This is a genomic window from Xanthomonas sp. SHU 199 (assembly GCF_000364665.1).
GTDB lineage: Bacteria > Pseudomonadota > Gammaproteobacteria > Xanthomonadales > Xanthomonadaceae > Xanthomonas_A > Xanthomonas_A sontii.
In genome coordinates this window covers 1-4,042 of record NZ_AQOI01000042.1, presented here as the reverse complement: position 1 = coordinate 4,042, position 4,042 = coordinate 1, and the positions used below count along the sequence as shown (strand labels likewise).

Annotated in this window: 4 protein-coding genes; 3 read left to right on the top strand and 1 reads right to left on the bottom strand. The window is 70.8% G+C overall.

Going from position 1 to position 4,042, the window contains the following annotated elements; genetic code table 11:
- Positions 1 to 41: 41 nt before the first annotated feature.
- Positions 42 to 1,550: a right-handed parallel beta-helix repeat-containing protein gene (locus D183_RS0102385; protein WP_017907574.1), complete on the bottom strand. Its 1,509-nt coding sequence runs from the start codon at positions 1,548 to 1,550 to the stop codon at positions 42 to 44.
- A gap of 276 nt (positions 1,551 to 1,826) precedes the next feature.
- Between D183_RS0102385 and D183_RS0102380 the strand changes: the two genes are divergently transcribed.
- From D183_RS0102380 to D183_RS0102370, 3 genes are all read left to right on the top strand, one after another.
- Complete coding sequence (locus tag D183_RS0102380; protein ID WP_017915009.1) at positions 1,827 to 2,366, top strand: gamma carbonic anhydrase family protein; 540 nt, start codon at positions 1,827 to 1,829, stop codon at positions 2,364 to 2,366.
- Between the two features lie 97 nt (positions 2,367 to 2,463).
- Entirely contained in the window at positions 2,464 to 3,387 is a 924-nt protein-coding gene (locus tag D183_RS0102375; protein ID WP_026144118.1) for a DUF2167 domain-containing protein, read from the top strand.
- A 172-nt stretch (positions 3,388 to 3,559) separates the two neighbouring features.
- Positions 3,560 to 4,042, top strand: a 483-nt coding sequence (locus tag D183_RS0102370; RefSeq protein WP_017907571.1) for an RDD family protein, incomplete at its 3' end; no start/stop codon positions are given.

The following is a 4,042-nucleotide window of genomic DNA, read 5'->3' as shown; positions in this document are numbered from 1 at the left end:
CAGGCGGCGCGGCGCACGCGCGCCGGCGGAGACGACGCGGCTCACGGCGTCACCGCCAGCGGCGCGCTCAGCGGCGAGGTCGCGCCATCGTCGCTGGTGACGGTGGCGGTGAGTGTGGCAAGCACCGCGCTGTCGCCGTCCAGCGGCAGCGCGAAGCGGCCCTGTCCCTGCGCATCCACCGCCGCTTCGACGCGGCCGAGATAGCATTCGGCTTCGTCGTCGCCGCGGTGGCGATTGCCGAACAGTTCCACCGTGTACAGATGGCCGGGGCGGCCGACGAAGCTGCCCTGCACCTGCGGCACGCCGGCACCGCGTTCGATCGTGCGTAACTGCGGGGCGGCCTGGCCGAAGTTCGGCGCAGGCTGGCAACCGTCCGCCGCCTTAGCGCCGCAGATCGTCGCGCGCTTGCGCGGGTCCGGATCGACGCCGATGCCGCGCGAACCGACGAAGGGCGCATGCTCCAGGCCCGGCACGCCGAACACGATGGCGCCGCGCGGCTGGCCCGGGGCGCAGGCACCGCCGGCGAAGCAGCGTTCGATCTTCAGGCCGTTGCCGGACAGCAGGTTGGCGCTGAACCGGTTGGCTTCGCTGCGCGCCTGCGGGCGCACCGCGATGCCGATGCCGTTGCCGGTCAGGCGGTTGCCCTCGATCAGATTGTCGCGGCCGGTGACGCTGACCCCGATCGAATTGCCGGCGAAGTCGTTGTCGGCGATGGTGTTGCGGTTGCCCCAGTTGATCTGCAGCCCGTCGGAATAGCGCTCGAAGCGGTTGCGCAGCACGGCGTTGTCGTTGCCCCACAGGATCTCGATGCCCTGCGAGGGCTCGGGGTTGGCATCGGTGGAGCGGAACAGGTTGTCGGCCACCAGGTTCCAGGCCGCGCCGCGGGTCAGTTCCAGGCCGTCGCCGTTGTCGAGGAAGGTGTTGCGCTCGATGCGGTTGCGCACCGTGGTGGTGGCGGTGGACTGGCCGTTGCCGTCGTCGCCGGTCAGCATCACCCCCGCGCCGCCATGGTTGGCGACGATGCGGTTGTCGCGCAGCACATTGTCGCTGGCGCGGTTGAGCAGCACGCCGATGCAGAAGTTGCGGATCTCCAGGCCGCTCAGTTCCACGCCATGGGTGTCGCGCAGCACCACGCCCGGCAGCGTGGTGCTGCGCACGTTGGTGCCGAACTGGCCCTTCTCGGCGCCCGGGCAGGCGGCGGTGCCCTTGCCGTGGATATAGCCGGCACCGTCGATGGCGATGTACTGGCCGTCGTGCGCCCGCGCCAGGCCCACCACCTGCAGCGGCCCCTGCAGCGCCGGCAACGGTGCGCGCGGGCGGATCACGTAAGGCGGCGCGCCCACCGCGGCGATCTCGATGCGGTAGCGGCCGGGGGCCTGGTTGGCGGTGGTGATCGCCCAGCGCAGGGAGCCCGGGGCATCGTCGTCGGCGTAGCGGTCCACGGTGAGCACGCTGCGCTCCGGCGGCGGCGGCTCGGCCTGGTAGGCGCACACGGCGCCGGGAAGCAGGGCCGCGAGCAGGGCCAGGCCGCGGGAAAACGCACAGGACATGCACCATCTCCAACAGAATCGGGACCGCACCGGCGGCGGGCGGCGCCGCGGCCGCCAGCGGGCACGCGTCGCGCGCTGCCAGACGCCGGGACAGCGGCAACGCTAGTTTTATCGCACTGCACCATTCAAGTGCGAATATCGATTAGCGGTGCGCTTATCGCACAACCGCGTGCTTCGCCCAGCCGCTCGGGCGCTCCACGGGCGGCAGCCGGCGCCAGGCGCCGCGCTATCATCGGCGCCCGCGTGGCCGCCGGCCGCCCACCGCCGGAGAGCAGCATGTCCCCGATCCGCCCCTACCTCGACACGACTCCGCAGCTGGGCGCGCGCGTCTATGTCGACCCGGCCTGCACCGTGATCGGCGACGTGGTGCTGGAGGACGACGTGTCGGTATGGCCGGGCACGGTGATCCGCGGCGACGTCAACTACGTGCGCATCGGCGCGCGCAGCAACATCCAGGACGGCACCATCATCCACGTCAGCCACCACAGCCCGTTCAACGCGGCCGGCTACCCGACCCTGATCGGCGCGGACGTGACCGTGGGCCACGGCACCATCATCCATGCCTGCACCATCGAGGACCTGTGCCTGATCGGCATGGGCGCCTGCATCCTCGACGGCGCCACGGTGAAGAAATACGGCTTCGTCGGTGCCGGTGCGGTGGTCGGCCCGGGCAAGACCGTCGGCGAGGGCGAGCTGTGGCTGGGCAATCCCGCGCGCAAGGCGCGCATGCTCAGCGACAAGGAGATCGAGAGCCTGCACTACTCGGCGCAGCACTACGTGCGGCTGAAGGACCGTTACCTCACCGGCAACGGCTGAGGCCACTGCGGTGGTTGCGGCACCTGCGCCGCGGCTGGCGTGCGCCGCGCGCTTGCGCGACACTAGGCGCCTCTGGCGTGGGGACGCCACCGAACGAATGGAATCGCCGATGCTCAAGATCTCGCTGCGCGGCCTGCTGGCCGTTTTTTTCTGCGCGCTGTGCGCCACCGCCGGCCCGGCCCTGGCCCAGGACAACGGCCCGGACATGACCGCCGAGCAGTTCGTCGGCTCGCTGCATTTCCGCGACGGGCATATCGAACTGCCGCAGGCCAAGGTGCATTTCGACCTCGGCCCGGCGTTCCGCTTTCTGGACAAGGCCGACGCGCGCAGGGTGCTGGAAAGCTACTGGGGCAACCCGCCCGACGACGACGTGCTGGGCCTGATCGTGCCGCGCCAGCCCGCGCTCGACGAGAAGGGCAGCTGGGCGGTGGTCGTCACCTATTCCGACGACGGCTACGTGTCCGACGAGGACGCCAGCAAGATCGACTACCAGGCCATGCTCAAGGACATGCAGGAGGAGACGCGCGACTCCAACGCGCAGCGCAAGAAGGCCGGCTACGAGCAGGTCGACCTGATCGGCTGGGCGGTGCCGCCGCGCTACGACACCGGCAGCAAGAAGCTGTACTGGGCGCGCGAACTGGCGTTCGCCGGCGAGCACGAGCACACCCTCAACTACGACATCCGCGTGCTCGGCCGGCATGGCTACCTCAGCCTCAATGCGGTCTCCGGCATGGGCGAACTGGCGCAGGTGCGCGAGGGCATGCAGCAATTGCTGCCGATGGCCGAGTTCGACAGCGGCGCCCGCTATGCCGACCACAACCCGTCCACCGACAAGATCGCCAGCTACGGCCTGGCCACCCTGATCGGCGGCGGCCTGGCGGCCAAGGCCGGCCTGTTCGCCAAGCTGGGCCTGTTGTTGGCCAAGGCCTGGAAGCTGCTGCTGGTCGGCCTGATGGCGCTGGTCGCCGGCGTGCGCAAGCTGTTCTCCGGGCGTCAGCGCGACGGCGGCACGGTACGCTGATCGGCACCGCCGGCGTGCTGGGCAATTCACGCCACGCCGGCTAAAGTGCCGCTTCGGAGCAGGACGCAGTCGAGAGCAGCATGCCGCCACAGGCAGCCGGCCGAACGGAAGGACGGCCTCCCCACATCGCAGGTGCCCGTGTCCGCCGCACCACCTGGCGGCGGTAAGCGGCATGCTCGATACCTACCGCGAAGTCATCACCCCCGAGGGCGTGCCGCTGCATCTGCCGGCCGCCGGTGCGGTGCCGCGCGCGCTGGCCTGGCTGATCGACCTGGCGCTGCGCTTCGCCCTGCTCACCGCCATGGGCATGTTCCTCGGCCTGCTCGGCGGCCTCGGCCAGGGCCTGTACCTGGTGGCGATGTTCCTGGTGTTCTGGGCGTACCCGATCGTGCTGGAGGGCTGGCGCGGCCAGACCCTGGGCAAGCAGGCGCTGGGCCTGCGCGTGGTGGCGCGCAACGGCGCGCCGGTGGGCTGGATGGCCGCGATCACCCGCAACCTGCTGCGCACCGTGGACATGCTGCCGTTCGGCTACGCCGTCGGCCTGATCGCCTGCCTGTTCGACACCCATTCGCGGCGCCTGGGCGACCTGGTCGCGGGCACGCTGGTGGTGCACCAGCCGCCGCGCGCGGACGAGGCACTGCCGCCGATCGCCAGC